The organism is Streptomyces sp. NPDC058240 (assembly GCF_042882135.1).
Lineage (GTDB): Bacteria > Actinomycetota > Actinomycetes > Streptomycetales > Streptomycetaceae > Streptomyces.
This window is the reverse complement of the sequence record NZ_JBHVWT010000005.1, coordinates 307,640-324,326: the sequence shown is the minus strand read 5'-3', so window position 1 is coordinate 324,326 and position 16,687 is coordinate 307,640. Positions and strand designations below refer to the sequence as shown.

At 69.7% G+C, this 16,687-nt stretch carries 14 protein-coding genes, 1 tRNA gene and 1 riboswitch; of the genes, 4 read left to right on the top strand and 11 right to left on the bottom strand.

The genetic code is table 11. From position 1 onward, the window contains the following. Positions 1-110 precede the first annotated feature (110 nt). Positions 111-971 (top strand): hypothetical protein, encoded by an 861-nt coding sequence (locus ACFVX4_RS13510; protein WP_389975636.1) that lies wholly within the window; start codon positions 111-113, stop codon positions 969-971. Between the two features lie 73 nt (positions 972-1,044). Here ACFVX4_RS13510 and ACFVX4_RS13505 read toward each other — a convergent pair whose 3' ends face one another. Next, positions 1,045-1,362: a hypothetical protein gene (locus tag ACFVX4_RS13505; RefSeq protein WP_266418380.1), complete on the bottom strand. Its 318-nt coding sequence runs from the start codon at positions 1,360-1,362 to the stop codon at positions 1,045-1,047. Between the two features lie 100 nt (positions 1,363-1,462). On the opposite strand from ACFVX4_RS13505, the gene ACFVX4_RS13500 reads away from it, so the two are divergent. Next, complete coding sequence (locus ACFVX4_RS13500) at positions 1,463-1,690, top strand: DUF4287 domain-containing protein (protein ID WP_266418379.1); 228 nt, start codon at positions 1,463-1,465, stop codon at positions 1,688-1,690. Positions 1,691-1,759: 69 nt separating this feature from the next. Here the strand turns inward: ACFVX4_RS13500 and ACFVX4_RS13495 are convergent, their stop codons facing one another. Together ACFVX4_RS13495 and ACFVX4_RS13490 are read right to left on the bottom strand one after the other, a co-directional pair. Further along, a complete protein-coding gene (locus ACFVX4_RS13495) occupies positions 1,760-2,647 on the bottom strand; it encodes a Bax inhibitor-1/YccA family protein (protein WP_385329124.1) in 888 nt (295 codons plus the stop codon). A gap of 357 nt (positions 2,648-3,004) precedes the next feature. Further along, positions 3,005-3,090 (bottom strand) — tRNA-Leu (locus ACFVX4_RS13490). Between the two features lie 648 nt (positions 3,091-3,738). Here ACFVX4_RS13490 and ACFVX4_RS13485 point away from each other — a divergent pair. Next, positions 3,739-4,506 carry an ABC transporter ATP-binding protein gene (locus ACFVX4_RS13485; protein WP_389975632.1) on the top strand — a complete coding sequence of 256 codons (768 nt, stop codon included), beginning with the start codon at positions 3,739-3,741 and terminating at the stop codon, positions 4,504-4,506. A 58-nt stretch (positions 4,507-4,564) separates the two neighbouring features. Next, positions 4,565-7,093 (top strand): ABC transporter permease, encoded by a 2,529-nt coding sequence (locus tag ACFVX4_RS13480; protein WP_389975629.1) that lies wholly within the window; start codon positions 4,565-4,567, stop codon positions 7,091-7,093. Positions 7,094-7,181: 88 nt separating this feature from the next. Here ACFVX4_RS13480 and ACFVX4_RS13475 read toward each other — a convergent pair whose 3' ends face one another. From ACFVX4_RS13475 to ACFVX4_RS13440, 8 genes are all read right to left on the bottom strand, one after another. Then, positions 7,182-8,486, bottom strand: coding sequence for a class I SAM-dependent methyltransferase (locus tag ACFVX4_RS13475; protein WP_389975626.1), 1,305 nt, complete (start codon positions 8,484-8,486; stop codon positions 7,182-7,184). 323 nt (positions 8,487-8,809) lie between these two features. After that, the gene (locus ACFVX4_RS13470; protein ID WP_389975623.1) at positions 8,810-10,195 is read right to left on the bottom strand and encodes an NAD(P)/FAD-dependent oxidoreductase; all 1,386 of its coding nucleotides are present in this window, start codon (positions 10,193-10,195) and stop codon (positions 8,810-8,812) included. A 414-nt stretch (positions 10,196-10,609) separates the two neighbouring features. Beyond that, positions 10,610-11,551, bottom strand: a complete 942-nt coding sequence (locus tag ACFVX4_RS13465) for an exopolyphosphatase (RefSeq protein WP_385552084.1) — start codon at positions 11,549-11,551, stop codon at positions 10,610-10,612. Positions 11,552-11,675: 124 nt separating this feature from the next. Next, positions 11,676-12,209, bottom strand: a complete 534-nt coding sequence (locus ACFVX4_RS13460; protein WP_124722936.1) for a DUF501 domain-containing protein — start codon at positions 12,207-12,209, stop codon at positions 11,676-11,678. A gap of 59 nt (positions 12,210-12,268) precedes the next feature. Next, positions 12,269-12,739, bottom strand: a complete 471-nt coding sequence (locus ACFVX4_RS13455; RefSeq protein WP_389975620.1) for a septum formation initiator family protein — start codon at positions 12,737-12,739, stop codon at positions 12,269-12,271. A 124-nt stretch (positions 12,740-12,863) separates the two neighbouring features. After that, positions 12,864-14,153, bottom strand: a complete 1,290-nt coding sequence (gene eno / locus ACFVX4_RS13450; protein WP_389975617.1) for a phosphopyruvate hydratase — start codon at positions 14,151-14,153, stop codon at positions 12,864-12,866. Between the two features lie 286 nt (positions 14,154-14,439). Beyond that, positions 14,440-15,207: a transglycosylase family protein gene (locus ACFVX4_RS13445; RefSeq protein WP_389975614.1), complete on the bottom strand. Its 768-nt coding sequence runs from the start codon at positions 15,205-15,207 to the stop codon at positions 14,440-14,442. Positions 15,208-15,210: 3 nt separating this feature from the next. Further along, a riboswitch (cyclic di-AMP (ydaO/yuaA leader) is annotated at positions 15,211-15,382 on the bottom strand. A 300-nt stretch (positions 15,383-15,682) separates the two neighbouring features. Beyond that, entirely contained in the window at positions 15,683-16,645 is a 963-nt protein-coding gene (locus ACFVX4_RS13440; RefSeq protein WP_389975611.1) for a transglycosylase family protein, read from the bottom strand. Positions 16,646-16,687: the final 42 nt, after the last annotated feature.

The window sequence follows — 16,687 nt, the reverse complement described above, 5'->3', positions numbered from 1 at the left end:
AAACCCCAGGCCCAAAGACCTGTCCAATTCGTGACGTAATGCACTGACACAGGGCGCAGGTAGGGGACAAGCTGATGTAGGAAGTCGGGGGATCGATTGAAACCGGGAGTATGTCAGTGAGCGCCATGTCTCTTGCCCTGTTGCTGACCACCGCCGCCGCCACGGCCGTGGGCGCTGCTGCTCTGCACGCTGCTCACGGGCTGCGCAAGCAGGTCACGGCCCTTCGTACGGAGCTGGCCGAGGCCCGTGTGCACGGCGTCACCGTGCCCGCGCAGAGCCGCAGCACCGTCACCCCTGTCGCCGAGATACGCGCGGCCGTCGCCGAAGCACTGGCCGAGGAACGCGAGCGCGAGCTCGCCGAGGCCCGTGCCTTCTGGGCCACCCAGGAAGCGCGCGACGCCTCCGATGCCCCGTCCCTGCTGGGCGGCCTGACCGGGGTGGGCGAGGACGCCCCGTTCTTCATGCCCCGCCAGGCCGACTTCGCGGGCCTCGACGCGATGGACCTCGACGCCGGCGAAGCCCTCGACGAGCTGGCGGAACTGACGGAGCTGGCGGACATGACCGAGCTGCCCGGGACGGCGGAGTTCGCCGAGGACTCCCCCGAGCTGGCCGCCGCCCGCCGCCGGCACCCCTCGCACCCCGACTTCATACCGGTGCAGACCCCAGTCGTCACCGACCACGAGCGCACCGTGAACCGTCTCGAAGAGCTCGCCGACAGCGGTACGGAACTGGCCGATGTGCGCCCCGGTCCGCTCGGCACGCTCGACGTCTATGTCTTCGCCGACGGCACCACGCTCTGCATGACCCCCGGCCACCGCGAGACGGCCGAGCGTCTGGCCGGCTCGCTGCTCGCCGGCGAGCACCCGGTGCTGCTGGGCGGCTCCGGCGTCTCCGGCGCGTACACCCTGACCTTCTCCTGCGGCAAGGAGAACGTCTACATCCTCGCCGACCGCGTCATCGCCTCGTTCTGACACCGCGGCATACGGGCACAGCGGCTCTCGCCGACCGCCGCCCCGGGGCGATCCCCCGGACTGCCGCCCGCCGCTACGCGAACGCGCGCGCAGCGGCCTCGTCCACGAATTGCACGGCCTCGTCCAGCTCAGCCGACGGGGCCGTTTCCAGTGCCACCGCCAGATCACGCCCCGCCACGGCGAGTTGGTCGCCGATCGAGAAGATCCCGGCGTCGGGCATGGTGTGCGGCTCCCGGTCCGGCGCCTCGATCCGCTGGGCGCGCAGCGCCAGTTCCCGTGCCGCGGCAAGTCCTTCGGCGGCGGCGCCGCGCTGAAGGCGGCTCTGCGGGGCGGCGCGCAGGCGGTCGGCGAATCGGTCCACGGCGGTGATCAGCGGGGTCGTATCGAGCACTCGGCGACCCTACGCGCCCTGGCAGGACGGTTGCCAACGGGCCGATGCTCGGGCACGGTGTCGGCAAGGACCAGCAACGCGCAATGCGTCGGAGGCGCCGATGTCCCAAGTCTTCTCCGAAGAAACCCATCGCAATCTGCTCGCCCGGATCCCCCGCTGCACCGGTCGTGAAATCACCGACTGGCTCCGCACCGTGGAGGAAGGACCCGCTCTCCGCTTCGAGGAGAAGGTCAGCTGGCTGCGGAGCGAACACGACCTCGCCTACGGACACGCGAAGGCGCTCATCCACGAGTACGACCTCAGAAGGGCCGCCCGCAAGCTGCTCTAGGGCGTGGAAAACGGGAACGGCCCGCAGGCAGTGCCTGCGGGCCGTTCCCGTCGTGCGGGTGCGGACGGATCAGTCGTCGCCGCTGAGGATGGAGAGCAGACGCAGCATCTCCAGGTAGATCCACACCAGGGTCATGGTGAGGCCGAAGGCCGCCAGCCAGGACTCCTCGCGGGGGGCGCCGTAGGCGATGCCGTCCTCGACCTGCTTGAAGTCCAGGGCCAGGAAGCACGCACCGAGGACGATCCCGATGACGCCGAAGAGGATGCCGAGGCCACCGCTGCGGAAGCCCAGGCCGTCACCGCCGCCGAAGACGGCGAACAGCAGGTTGACCACCATCAGGAGCATGAAGCCCATGGCGGCGGCCATCACGAAGCCGTAGAAGCGGCGGGTGACGCGGATCCAGCGCATCTTGTACGCGAGCAGCACACCGGCGAAGACACACATGGTGCCCATCACCGCCTGCATCACGACGCCCGGTCCGATGTACGTGCTGACCGCGCTCGAGATCACTCCGAGGAAGACACCCTCGAAGGCCGCGTACGAGACGATCAGCGCCGGCACCGGCCTGCGCTTGAAGGACTGGACGAGCGACAGGACGAACGCCACCAGGGCGGCGCCGATCGCGATGCCGTACGACTTGCCGAGGTTCGCCTCGTCGACCGGCAGCAGCGCCCAGGCGAGCGCGGCGCCGAGCACCACGGTGCCCAGCGTGATCGCCGTCCGCGTGACGACGTCGTCGATCGTCATCGCGCCGGTGCGCGCCGGTGCCTGCGGGGCGCCGTACTGGGCGTCCGGCTGGGCGTAGGGGTTGGTGGCGTACGGGTTGGCGGCGGTGCCCTGCGCGTACGGGTTGGCACCCGCTGCGGGGGCCCCGGCCTGCGGCGCCGCATTGAAGCCCGCGTATCCGTTGTCGCGGCTGAAGCCCCGTCGCGAGAAGACCGGGTTGCTGCTCCTCATCTCACTCCTCCATGGCCACCCTGCGCGGCCTTCCCACAAGAGTAATGGGTAGGCAAAAGAATCAGACTACTGCTTGGGGAGGATCTTTGCGGATACCTGTCGGAGCGACAACCGCCCGTCAGCCACCGGGCCACGCGGCACCGCGCAGAAAACCGGCTGCGCCCCATACCGTCCGGACCCGCGGTCCAGTAACGTGCCGACCGACCGGTTTTACGGCGTCATCGCGTGTACGGCGTCATCGCGCCCGGACGACAGGAGCGGCGGCCGAAGTCATGGAGCATGTGCTGCGAGTGGCCCGCCATCCCGGAATCGGTCGTGGTCCGAGGCGTTCCGCCGGCTCGGCCTCCGAGTGAGTAGTGGTGCCTGGAACCGGACTCGAACCGGTACGCCCCCGAGGGGCAGCGAGGTTTAAGCTCGCCGTGTCTGCATTCCACCATCCAGGCCTGGCGCGCGGCTCCGCGTTGGCACATGACCCTATCCGGGGACTTCCCCCGAACAGCGGATCAGTGGCGCGATGTTGTCTTATTTTATTGACCGCTTGAGGGTCCGTCAGCACTCACGAAAGGGCATCGCCACATGCCTGGGCGGGGTAGCGGGCGCGGCGACCGGTAATCCGGATTGACGTAAAGTCGCCGCACCCGGACGGCGCATTCACCGGGCGCGCGCCGACGGCCGCCGCGGGCGCGCCACCGGGCCCGGCCCAGGGGCCGCGAAAGACCGGTCCCGGCGGCGGCCCCCGGACCGACGCCTCAGAAGCTGTCGGGTGACCTCGGACCGGAAAAGCGGACGCGGTCTGGTGCGTGCGATTCCAAGGCGGAGGAGGGAGGCGACGCGGAGCGTCGTCGACCGACGACAACGCGGGAAGCGTGCGTGCCAGGGCGTGGGGCCGCCCGGTCCGAGGTCACCCGACAGCCTCTCAGGGTCGGTGTCATACCGCAGGAGGACGCAGGGCCTTCCCGGTGCGACTCAAGACTGTCCCCGGAACGGGCACGCGGACTGACGACCGGCGGCGGAACGGCGGTGACGATTGAAGGGTTCCGAACAAAACCCCGGACGAGCCCTCGGCCGGAGCCCCGAAACAGGAGATTCCCGTGACCACTTCCACCGCACCCCGCGTCACCACGGTGGCCGCCCGCGCCACGGACCTGTCGAAGGTCTACGGAGAGGGCGAGACCAGGGTCACGGCCCTGGACCGGGTCTCCGTGGACTTCCCGCGGGGCGAGTTCACCGCGATCATGGGCCCGTCCGGCTCCGGCAAGTCCACGCTGATGCACTGCGTGGCCGGCCTCGACAGCTTCAGCAGCGGTTCGGTACGGATCGGCGACACGGAACTGGGCTCTCTCAAGGACAAGCAGCTCACCCAGCTCCGCCGGGACAAGATCGGCTTCATCTTCCAGGCGTTCAACCTGCTGCCCACGCTGACGGCCCAGGAGAACATCACGCTCCCCATGGACATCGCGGGCCGCAAGCCCGACGCCGCGTGGGTGCGCAAGGTCATCGACATGGTGGGCCTCTCCGACCGGCTGACCCACCGGCCGACCGAACTCTCCGGCGGCCAGCAGCAGCGCGTCGCGGTGGCCCGCGCCCTGGCCTCGCAGCCGGAGATCATCTTCGGTGACGAGCCGACCGGAAACCTGGACTCCCGCTCCAGCGCCGAGGTCCTCGGCTTCCTGCGCAACTCGGTGCGCGAGCTCGGGCAGACCGTGGTGATGGTGACCCACGACCCGGCGGCCGCCTCCTACGCGGACCGGGTCATCTTCCTCGCGGACGGCCGGATCGTCGACCAGATGCTGCACCCCACCGCGGACGGGGTCCTCGACCGGATGAAGGCGTTCGACGCCAAGGGCCGCACCAGCTGACGCCCGCCCTTCCCCGCGCCCCTTTCCGGAACCCCTCCCCATCCCAGGACTGACAGACATGTTCCGTACCGCCCTGCGCAATGTGCTCGCGCACAAGGCCAGGCTGCTGATGACCGTCCTCGCCGTGATGCTCGGCGTGGCCTTCGTCTCCGGCACGCTGGTCTTCACCGACACCCTCGGCAACGCCCTCCGTAACCAGTCGGCGAAGAGCTACGACGACGTCGCCGTGGCCGTCACCACCTACGCCGACCAGCGCGACGAGAAGACGGCCGGCATCACCGCCGCCACCCTGAAGAAGATCCAGGGCCTGGACGGCGTCGACACCGCCACCGGCCGGGTCTCCGGCTTCGCCGGGGTCGCCGACCCCGACGGCAAGCTGATCGGCAACGGCTGGTCGAACACCGGCGGGAACTACTCCCCCGGCAAGAACGGCAAGGACTCCGCGTACACCTTCGTCGACGGTACGGGCCCGGTCGCGGCCGACCGGATCGCGCTCGACAAGGAGACCGCGAAGCGGGGCGAGTACCACGTCGGTGACCGGGTCCGGGTCGCCACGAACGGGCCGGTGAAGGAGTACACCCTCTCCGGTGTCTTCACCACCGAGGACGGCGCGGTCAACGCGGGCGGCAGCCTGGTCCTCTTCGACACCGAGGTCGCCCAGAAGCTCTATCTCAAGCCCGGCGTGTTCAGGGACGTCAACGTGTCCGCCGCGCCCGGCGTCTCCGCCGAGAAGCTGCTGGCCGGAGTGAAGCCGCTGCTGCCCAAGGACGCCGAGGCCAAGACCGGCCAGGCGCTCGCGGACGATCAGGCCAAGCGGATCGAGGACGGTCTGAGCGGTCTCAACGGGATGCTGCTCGCCTTCGCCGGCATCGCCCTGTTCGTCGGTGTCTTCCTGATCGCCAACACCTTCACCATGCTGGTGGCCCAGCGCACCAAGGAGCTGGCACTGATGCGCGCCGTCGGCGCCTCCCGCCGCCAGGTCAAGCGCTCGGTGCTCCTCGAAGCGGCCGTCGTCGGCGTGATCGCCTCGGTCGTCGGCTTCGCCCTCGGCCTCGGCCTCGCCACCGGACTGCGCTCCGCGATGGGCCTGTTCGGCGGGAAGATCCCGGCCGGACCGCTGATCATCTCGCCCACCGCGGTCATCGCCGCGTTCGCCGTCGGTGTCCTGATCACCGTGCTGGCCGCCTGGCTGCCCGCCCGCCGGGCCGCCAAGATCCCGCCGGTCGCGGCGATGAGCAGCGTGCACGCGACGGCCACCGTCAAGTCCCTGGTGCTGCGCAACTCGATCGGCGCGGTGCTCACCCTGCTGGGCGGGGTGGCGATCGTGGCGGGCGCGGCCAAGTCGGGATCGGCCGGCCGGACCGTCATCGCCGTGGGCGCCTTCCTCACGCTGATCGGTGTCATCGTGCTGATCCCGCTGCTGTCGCGGCCGGTGATCGCACTGGTCCGCCCGCTGCTGAAGCGGCTGTTCGGGGTCTCCGGCAAGCTGGCCGCGCAGAACGCGGTCCGCAACCCGCGCCGTACCGGTGCCACCGCCTCCGCGCTGGCGATCGGCCTCACCCTGGTCACCGGCATCTCGGTCCTCGGCGTCACCCTCGGCCAGGCGGTCGACCGGATGACCACGGACAACATCAAGGCCGACTACATGGTGACGATGGCGAGCGGCGGTCCGCTCGACGAGTCGGCGCTCACCGCCCTGCAGAAGGCCGACGGGGTCTCGGCGGTCTCGCCGCAGCAGGCCACCTCGATCGAGGTCAAGGATGAGTACCACTCCGCGTCCGCCGTCACCCCCGGCGACGTGCAGAAGCTCTTCGCGCTGCCGACCGTCTCCGGCTCGATCGACGCGCTGGACAAGGGCGAGATCGCCGTCGACGAGAAGACGGCCAAGTCCAACGGCTGGAAGACCGGCGACACCCTCCAGGTGAAGTTCGACGACGCCAAGAAGGGCGAGCTGAAGGTCGGGGCGGTCTTCGAGGGGAACGAGATGATTTCCCCGGTTCTGCTCCCGAAGAACGTCGCCGATGCGCACGCCAGCATGTCGGACATCCGCGAGATCTGGCTGAAGATGGACGGCGGCGCGAGCGAGGCCAACGAGCAGGCCCTGGTGAAGGCTCTGGGTGACAACCCGGGGATGAGCATCATGGACCGTCAGGACATCCGTGACATGTTCGGCGGCTCGGTCAACCTCGCGATGAACATCATGTACGGGCTGCTGGCGATGGCCCTGATCATCGCGGTGCTCGGGGTCATCAACACCCTGGCGATGTCGGTCTTCGAGCGCCAGCAGGAGATCGGCATGCTGCGGGCGATCGGCCTGGACCGGCGCAGGGTGAAGCGCATGATCCGGCTGGAGGCCGTGGTCATCTCGCTCTTCGGTGCGGTGGTCGGCGTCGTGCTCGGCATGTTCCTCGGCTGGGCGATCGGGCAGACCCTGTCGTCGGACATCCCGGACTACGCGCTGGTCATCCCGTGGGACCGGATCGCGGTCTTCCTGGTGCTGGCAGGGGTCGTGGGTGTGCTGGCCGCGCTCTGGCCGGCCCGCAGCGCCGCGAAGCTGAACATGCTGACGGCGATCAAGACCGAGTAGCGAACCGGGCGGCATTGCGCCGGACGCGCCCGAGGGCCGGTACCCGCAGCACGGAGCTGCGGGTACCGGCCCTCGGTCCGTCCCGGTGTCAGCCGGTCGCGGACGCCGTCCAGTCGCGGGCCCGCAGCGGCATGCGGGAGGACCCGCCCGCCGCCGGACGCACCACGAGGATCTGGTTGACGCCGATCTTGTTGTGCTCGAAGGAGAGGGCGGAGGCGGCCATGTAGAGACGCCAGACCCTGGCCCGTCCCGGCGAGGTCATCCGGACCGCGCGGTCCCAGTGCTCCTCCAGGTTGGCCACCCAGTGGCGCAGGGTCAGCGCGTAGTGCTCGCGGAGCGACTCGACGTCGCGGGCCTCGAAGCCGGCCTCTTCGAGGGTGGCCACGGTCCGGCCCACCGGGGCCAGTTCACCGTCCGGGAAGACATAGGCGTCGATGAAGTCGTCCACGTGGTACGCGGACTCGTCCTTCTCGGGGCGGCGGGCGATCTGGTGGTTGAGCAGCCTGCCGCCGGGCTTGAGGAGTACGTACAGGTCGTCGGCGTACTCGCGGAAGCGGGCCGAGCCGACGTGTTCCGCCATGCCGATGGACGAGATGGCGTCGTACGGGCCGTCCCTGACGTCCCGGTAGTCCTGGACCCGGATCTCGATCCGGTCGGTCAGTCCCGCTTCCGCGATGCGCTTCCTGGCGAAGGCGGCCTGTTCGACGGAGAGGGTCACTCCGGTGACCCGGGCGCCGTACTCGCGGGCGGCGTGCATGGCCATGGAGCCCCAGCCGCAGCCGACGTCGAGGAGGCGGTCGCCCTCCTTCAACGCGAGCTTGCGGCAGACCAGGTCGAGCTTGTCGCGCTGGGCGTCCTCAAGGTCTCCGCCGTCCTCCCAGTAGGCGCAGGAGTAGACCATGGACGGGCCGAGGACCAGTTCGTAGAAGTCGTTGCCCACGTCGTAGTGGTGGCTGATGGCCTCCTTGTCGCGACGCCTGGTGTGGAGGGTGCCGGTGCGGCGGCGCACCTCCTCGGGCGGCGGGGGCGGCGGGGGCCAGGGACCGGCCAGTTGCAGCAGCCCCTTGGCGAAGGCCCGTACCCCGGGGTCACGGACCGGGTGGACGCTGTCCTTGGCGTCGGCCCCGCGTTCCCAGATCAGTGAGGCCATCAGGTCCAGGGCCTCGTAGAGATCGCCTTCGATGTCGAGCTCGCCCGCCACCCAGGCGCGGGCCAGGCCCAGTTCGCCCGGCTTCCAGAGCAGCCGGCGCAGCGCGCGGCGGTTCCGGATCACAAGTACGGGGGCCCCGGGCGGTCCCGATTCGCTGCCGTCCCAGGCCCGGATACGGACCGGCAGCTTTTCTCCCAGCAACTCCTCGGCAAGAGCGGTCAGCCGCAACGCGGCGTCTGCCATGGCGCACACCTCCGTGATGGTGTTCCCAATGTGCCCAAACATGGTCGAACATGCCTGCAACCACGCCGGGCACCCGTGCGCCGCGACGAGGTACGTACCCGTCAACAGTCTGCGGAACGCACGCCATCCCGCTACAGCGCAATGGAAGGGCAAAATAGCTGCACACCACATGCATCCGTTCGCCGCGCCGACCCGCGGCGCCCCGCACCGCGCCCCGTCGCGCGGGACCGGATACGCCGAAGGGGCCGCCCGCACCACGGATGGCGGACGGCCCCTTCGGGCGTTGTGCACGTACTGCGCGGGCGAGTGGGCCCGCGGTCGGACTAGGAGGCCTTGGCCTTCTCGCCCTCGGCCTTGGCGGCGGCCGGTGCCGGGGCCGGCTTGGCGGCCTCGTAGAACTCCTCGCGCGGCGTCTCCATGGCGCCGAGCGAGACGACCTCGCGCTTGAGGAACATCGCAAGGGTCCAGTCGGCGAAGATCCGGATCTTACGGTTCCAGGTCGGCATCGCCATGCCGTGGTAGCCACGGTGCATGTACCAGGCGAGGCGTCCCTTGAGCTTGATCTTCATCTTGCCCATGACGATCATCGCGACGCCCTTGTGCAGCCCCAGACCGGCGACCGCACCCTTGTTGGCGTGGCTGTAGTCCTGCTGCGGGAAGCCGCGCATCCCGGAGATGACGTTGTCGCCGAGGACCTTGGCCTGCCGCAGCGCGTGCTGCGCGTTGGGCGGGCACCAGGCGTTCGGGTTGCCGGCCTTGCGGCCGACCATGTCCGGAACCTGGGCGTTGTCGCCCGCGGCCCAGATGTAGTCGGTGCCCTGCACCTGGAGCTTCTCGGAGGTGTCCACGTGACCGCGCGGACCGAGCGGCAGGCCGAAGCGGGCCAGCGCCGGGTTCGGCTTCACGCCGGCCGTCCACACGATGGTGTCGGAGTCGACCTCGAGGCCGTTCTTCAGGACGACGTGACCGTCGACGCAGGAGTCCATGGAGGTCGAGAGGAAGACCTCGACACCACGGGACTCCAGGTGCTCCCGGCCCCAGGTGCCCAGCTTCGGGCCGACCTCGGGAAGGATCTTGTCGGCGGCGTCGACGAGGATGAAGCGCATGTCCTCGCGCTTCACGTTCGTGTAGTACTTCGCCGCGTCGCGGGCCATGTCCTCGACCTCGCCGATTGTCTCCGCACCGGCGAAGCCGCCGCCCACGAAGACGAACGTCAGCGCCTTGCGGCGGACGTCCTCGTCGGTCGTCGAGTCGGCCTTGTCCAGCTGCTCGAGGACGTGGTTGCGCAGGCCGATGGCCTCCTCGATGCCCTTCATGCCGATGCCCTGCTCGGCGAGGCCGGGGATCGGGAAGGTGCGGGAGACCGCGCCCATCGCGATGACCAGGTAGTCGAAGGGCAGCTCGTAGGCCTCGCCGACGAGCGGCGCGACCGTGGCGACCTTGCGGTCCTGATCGATGGTCGTGACGCGGCCGGTGAGTACCTCGGCCTTCGGCAGTACGCGTCGCAGCGGGACGACGACATGCCGAGGCGAGATGCTGCCGGCAGCAGCTTCGGGGAGGAAGGGCTGGTACGTCATGTACGAGCGCGGGTCGACGACCGTGACGGTCGCCTCGCCGTAGCGCATCTTCTTGAGAATGCGTCGAGCTGCGTACAGGCCTACGTACCCACCGCCTACTACGAGGATCCTGGGACGCTCCGTGGTGCTCATGCCATCGAGTATCCACCCCCCTCCGAGGGCATGCTCGTGAGCCCCTTCACAAGCTATGAGCAACCTTCTGCTACACTTCGCCGCCCACGTGACCGAGGTCATGGCGCCGCGGGGGAACCACGGAGCGACGGCGAACGTTGTTCACCGCTTGTGAGCTGGCCCTTGGCCCTCCGGACGGGGTGAACCACCGCTCCGATTCATCTACCGGCAACACGTCCGGAACACTTTCGCACGGAGACACGACGGCCCCGCGAGCGGCTCCGGATACCCATACGGACCAGAACCGCCCTCCGCGGGGCCGAATTCCTTGTGAAGAAGTTCACGAACTTCGTCGCGCCGTGTCTCGCGAACCACCGCCCGCGCGGCCCACACAGGCTCAAAGGTGCAGGCCAAAGCGCGCATGAGCATCGGGTTCTAGGCGATCGACCAGCCGATTCCGTCGAGGATGTCGTGCTCGCTGACCACGACTTCCCGGGCCCCGGTCCGCTCCATCACGGCGAGCAGGATCAGCGCCCCGGACGTGATCACGTCGACCCGTCCCGGATGCATCGCGCCGATCGCGGCCCGCTCGGCGTGGGTGGAGCCGAGGAGCCGTCCGGTGATCTCCCGGACCTGCTCGAAGGAGATCCGGGAGTGGTGGATCGCCTCGGAGTCGTACGCGTCGAGCCCCAGGGCGATCGCGGCGATCGTGGTGACCGTCCCCGCGAGGCCGACGAGGGTGGCGGCCCCGGTGAGCGGGACGCTCTCCTCGGCGAGGTCGAGGGCGGCGTCGATGTCGGCCCGGATCGCGCCGATCCGGTCGGCGGTCGGCGGGTCGGTCACGACGCCGTCGCGTACGAGGTGCCGCTCGGTCATCCGTACGCAGCCGATGTCCACGGAGCGCGCGGCCCGCACATGGTCGTCGCCGACGACGAACTCGGTGGAGCCGCCGCCGATGTCCACGACGAGATACGGCTTCGCCAGGTGATCGCGGCCCGCGAGCTCCTTGGTGGCTCCGGTGAAGGAGAACTCCGCCTCCTGGTCACCGCTGATCACCTCGGGCTCGACGCCCAGGATCTCCAGCACCCCGCGGACGAACTCGTCCCGGTTCTCCGCGTCGCGGGAGGCGGAGGTGGCGACGAAGCGGATCCGCTGCGCCCCGTGCTCCTTGATCACCGCCGCGTACTGACGGCAGGCCGCGAACGTCCGCTCCAGGGCCTCGGGGGCGAGCCGCCCGGTCCGGTCGACGCCCTGGCCGAGGCGGACGATCTCCATCCGCCGGTCGAGCTCGACGAGCTCACCGGTGGACGGGTCCGCGTCGGCGACGAGCAGGCGGATGGAGTTGGTACCGCAGTCGATGGCGGCCACGCGGGTCATGGAGTACTCCCAGCTCAAGCCCCTCCGGCGAACGAGGAGCGGGGTCGGGGCAGAGCCCCGGATCAAGCCCCTCCGGCGATCGAGGAGCGGGGGTCCGGGGGCGGAGCCCCCGGGAGACGAACGGTCAGCCCTCGTCCGGCGCGCCGCACGGCGAGACGCACGGCCCCTTGCGCCACCACTCCGGCAGCATCGCGATGGCCTCGTCGCCCAGCGGGTTCACCCCGGGCCCCGCGGCCAGCGAGTGCCCGACCAGGACGTGCAGGCACTTCACCCGGTCCGGCATGCCACCCGCGCTCGGGAAGCCCTCCAGCACCTCGATGGCGTCGCGCCGTGCGATGTAGTCCTCGTGAGCGGCCCGGTACGCGGCGGCCAGCTCGGGGTCCGTACCGAGGCGCTCGGTCATCTCCTTCATGACCCCGTTCGCCTCCAGCGTGCCGATCGCGGACGCGGCACGCGGGCACGTCAGGTAGTACGTCGTCGGGAACGGCGTACCGTCCTCCAGCCGGGGCTGCGTCTCGACCACGTCCGGGTTGCCGCACGGGCAGCGGTGCGCGATCGCGCGCAGACCGCGCGGCGGGCGGCCCAGCTGCTGCTGGAACGCGGCGATGTCCGCCTCGGTGGGCGCGGTGGACTCGGTCTGGGGAGGGGGCGTTTCCATGCCTGCCTAGGTTCTGATCGGGCTGCTCGAACTGCGGTTCTGCAGATGGATGAAGAGAGTCAGTCGCGGTCGGCGCTGTCGACGCCGTCCCAGAGGTTGGAGTGCCACGGCCGGCCGGACTTGTCCGTCCTGCCCTCGCGCTCCTTGACCGCGTCGGGGTCGATCACCGTGTAACCGGTCTCCCCGGGAAGAAGGTAGTGCAGGTGCGTGCGGGCCAGCTGCCTGATGTACGCGTCGTCCTGGAGGCGCGCCTTCTCGTCGCGCAGCTCCTCGGTACGGGCCTTGGCCTCCTGCGCCAGGCGCTCCTGGTCGGCGATCTCGTCCCGCTGCGAGACGTACTGCCGCATCGGGTACGCGAGCGCGACCACCAGGGAGCAGACGATGAGCGCGAGGAAGGCCGCCCGGCCGGTGAGCCGTGAGCGGCGGGCCTGACGGCGGTTCTGGGAACGGTAGACGCGGGCGGCGGTCTGCTCGCCGAGCAGCCGCAGCCGGGTCGCGGTGGAGAACCGGTCCCGGTCCTTCGCGGCCATGTCTCCGCCTCCCCACTACGCACGTCCGTCCCCGCACACGGTACGGGACCGGGTGCGGGGACGGACGGACGCCATGGCCTTCGGCCCCTGACGGGCCGAAAGGGATGATCAGCCCTTGCTGTGCCTACTGGTTCGCAGAGCGAAACCGCGGGAACGCCGAGCGGCCCGCGTACACCGCGGCGTCGTCGAGGATCTCCTCGATGCGCAGCAGCTGGTTGTACTTGGCGACGCGGTCCGAGCGGGCCGGGGCGCCGGTCTTGATCTGGCCGCAGTTCACGGCGACCGCGAGGTCGGCGATGGTGACGTCCTCGGTCTCACCGGAGCGGTGCGACATCATGCACTTGAAGCCGTTGCGCTGGGCCAGCTCGACGGCGTCCAGGGTCTCGGTCAGCGAGCCGATCTGGTTGACCTTGACGAGCAGGGCGTTGGCGGAGCCCTCCTCGATGCCGCGGGCCAGGCGCTCCGGGTTGGTGACGAAGAGGTCGTCGCCGACGATCTGCACCTTGGCGCCGAGCTTGTCGGTGATGACCTTCCAGCCGGCCCAGTCGTCCTCGTACAGCGGGTCCTCGATGGAGACCAGCGGGTACGCGGAGACGAGCTCCTCGTAGTACTCGGTCATCTCGGCGGCCGAGCGGGACTTGCCCTCGAACTCGTACTTGCCGTCCTTGTAGAACTCGGACGCGGCGACGTCGAGCGCGAGCGCGATGTCCTTGCCGGGGGCGTAGCCGGCTTCCTTGATGGCCTCGACGATGAGGTCGAGGGCGGCGCGGTTGGACTCCAGGTTCGGCGCGAAGCCGCCCTCGTCGCCGAGACCGGTCGAAAGACCCTTGGTCTTCAGTACCTTCTTCAGCGTGTGATAGACCTCGGCACCCCAGCGCAGCGCCTCGGAGAAGGACTCCGCGCCGATCGGCGCGATCATGAACTCCTGGATGTCCACGTTGGAGTCGGCGTGCGAACCGCCGTTGAGGATGTTCATCATCGGAACGGGCAGCAGGTGCGCGTTCGGGCCGCCGAGGTAGCGGAACAGCGGCAGGTCCGAGGCCTCGGAGGCGGCGTGGGCGACGGCCAGCGAGACGCCGAGGATGGCGTTGGCGCCGAGCGAGCCCTTGTTCTCGGTGGCGTCCAGGTCGAACATCGCCTGGTCGATCAGCCGCTGCTCGGTGGCGTCGTAGCCGACGAGCTCCGGGCCGATCTGCTCGATCACGGCGAGGACGGCCTTCTCGACGCCCTTGCCCTGGTAGCGGTTGGGGTCACCGTCGCGAAGCTCGATGGCCTCGAACGCACCGGTGGAGGCGCCGGACGGAACGGCAGCACGGCCCGTGCTGCCGTCGTCGAGGCCGACCTCTACCTCGACCGTGGGGTTTCCGCGGGAGTCGAGGATTTCCCGGGCTACGACGACGTCGATGGACGGCACGAGGCATCTCCTTCTGGGATATGACGCTGGTTGTGCAGGGTCGCTTTGGCCTTGCGACAAGAGCCTAACCGGCCCGGCCCGCTGAGCCCGACGACCGCCCGACCCCTGGGACGAAAAAGGACCCGAGGGCGCACATTGGCGGGCAAACAGGCAGAAATTTACTGGCCAGTAACTACAACACTTGAACGGTCCGGCGCTCCCCCGAGCACAGACGGCCGAACCCCGGCCCGGCGCGTACGGGGGAATGCGCGCCGGGCCGGGGTGCTCGGGGAGGAGAGAGCCTCGACTACTTCGTCAGGTGCAGCTGCTGACCCGGGTAGATCAGGTCGGCGTTCTTGACGATGTCCTTGTTCAGCTCGAACAGCTGCTGCCAGCCGCCCTCGACCTTGTGGTCGGCCGCGATCTTGCTGAGGGAGTCGCCGGAGACGACCTTGTACTCGCCGTCGCCCTTCTTGACCTTCTCGCCGGTCGGGGTGGTGACGGTCTTCTTCGACTCGGCCTGCGGGGCGGCGGAGCGCTCCGAGCGGGAGGCGGCGGGGGCCTCGGTGCGCTCGCTCTGCCTCGGCTGGGCCGACTGCGACTGCTGCTTCGGGGCGGCCGGGGCGCTCTGCTGCTCGGAGGCGCCGGAGCTCGCGGTGGAGTTCGAGGAGGAGCCGGTGCTGACGCCCGGGTCGACACCGTCGTTGGTCAGGTTGCCGGCGCCGGCGCAGGACCAGGCACCCGGGCCCTGCATGTCGAGGAGCTTCTCGGCGGTGGCGATCTGCTGGGCCTTGGTGGCCAGGTCGGCACGGGCGGCGTACTGCGTACCGCCGGCGGCGGCCCAGCTGGACTGCGAGAACTGCAGACCGCCGTAGTAGCCGTTGCCGGTGTTGATGGACCAGTTGCCGCCGGACTCGCACTGGGCGACGGCGTCCCAGGTGGCGACGGAGGCGGCGGAGGCGCTGGTCGCACCCATCAGGGGCACGGCGACGGCGGCACCGGCGACACCGGCGAGCGTGGCGATACGGACGGCCTTGGACGGGCGGCGGTGCTTGCCCTTGCTGGAAAGCAGCATGGAACTTCTCCTCACCGACGCCTACGAGGTGAGCTGTCGGGTTCGGGCCAAGTGAGTTGCCCGGTCGCACGTCCTAGCACGCGACTTCACCCCAAGCCGGTCCTGATGCGTCTTTCGACGATCGGGCCCGGCGCTTACCTGGGTCCCCCGCTCCTGCCTACGGCGCTTTACGCGTCTGTTCCCTTCGACCGACGGCAGGATTCGGCGTGACGGTCGACGGGGCCCGCGGTGCGAGCGGTTCCGACCGTAAACATACGCAACCCTCACATTCAAAGATGGACACATCGGACAATCAACCCGTACTTGCATCTGAAGAACCGTCGTTTCCGCAGGTGGGACGTGATGCGGAAGGGCCTCCCAGGCGCGACACGCCAGTTGACGCAAAGAGACCCATGTCTCACTTACGCATAAGCGGACATAGGTCCCTGAACTACCCCGATTTTTGAGGTGCTTTTAGTCGATTATCAGACTGCTCTCACTGGGCCTTCACATCGAGATCGAGGCTCTGGCCAGGGAGGATGAGGTCCGGGTCGGAGCCGACGGCACCCTTATTGGCCTCATAGAGCGCGGGCCAGCCTCCGGGAACCTTCTGTGCATCAGCAATCGACCAGAGGTTGTCGCCGGGCCGGACGGTGTACGCGCCGTCAGCCGCCGGCTCGGCCGTGTCGCGCGCGCCGTTGCCGCCACGGGAGGCGTGGCGGCCCGACTCACGGCCGCCGCCGTCCGTGTCGCGACTCCCCGCGGTGGCCGGCGCGCCGCGGTGCTTGCCACCCGCATCACTGGACGAGTCGGGTGAATCGGACGTGTCACGGGGCGCACCGGAGGACGCTCCGGGAGACGGAGTGGTCGAAGCCGAGGGCTTCGGGGACGGCGAGGCCTTCCTTGACGGCTTGTCGGCCCCGTCCGAGCCGTCCGCACCGTCCACGGCGTCCGAGCCGTCCGAGGCGCTCCCGGACGGCGTGGCGTCGTCGGACGGGTCCGCCGACGCGTCGTCAGCCGGCTTCGCGCTCCCGGTCGGGTCGTCGGCGGGAACGGAGCCCGGGTCGACCCCCGGCGGCGTCCCGTCCACCGCGAGGCCGGAGATGACCGCACAGCTGGGCCAGGCCCGCGGGCCCCGGTCATCCAGGACCTTCTCGGCCACCTCTATCTGCTGCGCCCGGCTGGCGAGGTCCGCGCGCTCCGCGTACGCCTCACCGCCGTACGCCTTCCAGGTCTCCGGCGAGAACTGCAGGCCGCCGTAGTAGCCGTTCCCGAAGTCCGCACTCCACGCGCCGCCGCTCTCGCACTCGGCCACCCGGTCCCAGGTCGTGGCGTCGGCCGCGTGCGCACCGGACGCGCCGAGCAGCGGGATGGCGATCGCCGATCCGGTCACGCCCGCGGCGACGACGATGGCGGGTGCCTGACGGGGGCGACGGTGTCTGCCGTTCGCGGAGCCCATGGGGTTGCCTTCCGTGTGACTGACATGTGACTGGTGAGTCGA